We start from the raw sequence: 1,492 nt of genomic DNA, 5'->3' as shown, positions 1-1,492 counted from the left end.
TCCTGCTGTGGGACGACAACCACATCTCGATCGAGGGCGACACCGAGACCGCGGTCTCCGAGGACGTGGTGGGCCGGTACGAGGCATACGGCTGGCACGTACAGCGGGTGGAGCCGCAGGAGAACGGTGACCTCGACCCGGCCGCGCTGTACGCGGCGATCGAGAAGGCCAAGGCGGTCACCGACAGGCCGTCGTTCATCGCGATGCGTTCGATCATCGCCTGGCCCGCCCCGAACGCGCAGAACACCGAGGCCGCGCACGGTTCCGCGCTGGGCGAGGAGGAGGTCGCGGCCACCAAGCGCGTCCTCGGCTTCGACCCGGAGCGGCACTTCGAGGTCGCCGAGGAGGTCCTGGCCCACGCCCGTGAGCTGGGCGAGCGCGGCCGTGAGGCCCGCGCCCAGTGGGAGAAGCAGCTGCAGGAGTGGCGCTCCAACAACCCCGGGCGCGCCGCGGAGTTCGACCGCATCGCGGCGGGTGAGCTGCCCGAGGGCTGGGAGTCGCACCTGCCGGTGTTCGAGGCCGGCAAGGGTGTGGCGACGCGGGCCGCGTCGGGGAAGGTGCTCCAGGCGCTGGGTGCGGTGGTCCCCGAGCTGTGGGGCGGCTCCGCCGACCTGGCGGGCTCGAACAACACCACCATCGACAAGACCAGTTCGTTCCTGCCGGCGGACAACCCGCTGCCGGAGGCGAACCCCTACGGGCGCACGATCCACTTCGGTATCCGCGAGCACTCCATGGCCGCGGAGATGAACGGCATCGCCCTGCACGGCAACACCCGTATCTACGGCGGCACGTTCCTGGTCTTCTCCGACTACATGCGCAACGCCGTACGCCTCTCGGCCCTGATGCACCTGCCGGTGACGTACGTGTGGACCCACGACTCCATCGGCCTGGGCGAGGACGGCCCCACCCACCAGCCCATCGAGCACCTCGCCTCGCTGCGCGCCATCCCGGGCCTGAACATCGTGCGCCCGGCGGATGCCAACGAGACCGCCATCGCCTGGCGCGAGATCCTCAAGCGGTACACGAAGGAGTTCGGCAAGGGCGCCCCGCACGGTCTGGCGCTGACCCGTCAGGGCGTGCCGACGTATGAGCCCAACGAGGATGCGGCCAAGGGCGGTTACGTGCTCTTCGAGGCCGAAGGCGGCGAGCCTCAGGCCATCCTGATCGCGACGGGCTCGGAGGTGCATATCGCGGTGGAGGCGCGCGAGCAGCTCCAGGCGCAGGGGGTGCCCACGCGGGTGGTGTCCATGCCGTCCGTGGAGTGGTTCGAGGAGCAGGACCAGGGGTACCGGGACAGCGTTCTGCCGCCGGCCGTCAAGGCGCGGGTCGCGGTCGAGGCCGGTATCGGACTGACCTGGCACAAGTACGTCGGGGACGCGGGCCGCATCGTCTCGCTGGAGCACTTCGGTGCCTCGGCCGACGGCAAGGTCCTCTTCCGCGAGTACGGCTTCACTCCCGAGAACGTGGCCGCCGTTGCTCGGGAATCCATCGC

Annotated in this window: 1 protein-coding gene; it reads left to right on the top strand. The window is 70.2% G+C overall.

Translation table 11 applies throughout. From position 1 onward, the window contains the following. A partial coding sequence (locus FNH04_RS45895; protein ID WP_152792136.1) for a transketolase family protein occupies positions 1-1,492 on the top strand: 1,492 nt, incomplete at both ends.

The organism is Streptomyces phyllanthi (assembly GCF_009377205.1).
GTDB lineage: Bacteria > Actinomycetota > Actinomycetes > Streptomycetales > Streptomycetaceae > Streptomyces > Streptomyces phyllanthi.
The sequence above is the reverse complement of the archived record's forward strand: the minus strand, read 5'-3'. Positions and strand labels throughout refer to the sequence as shown.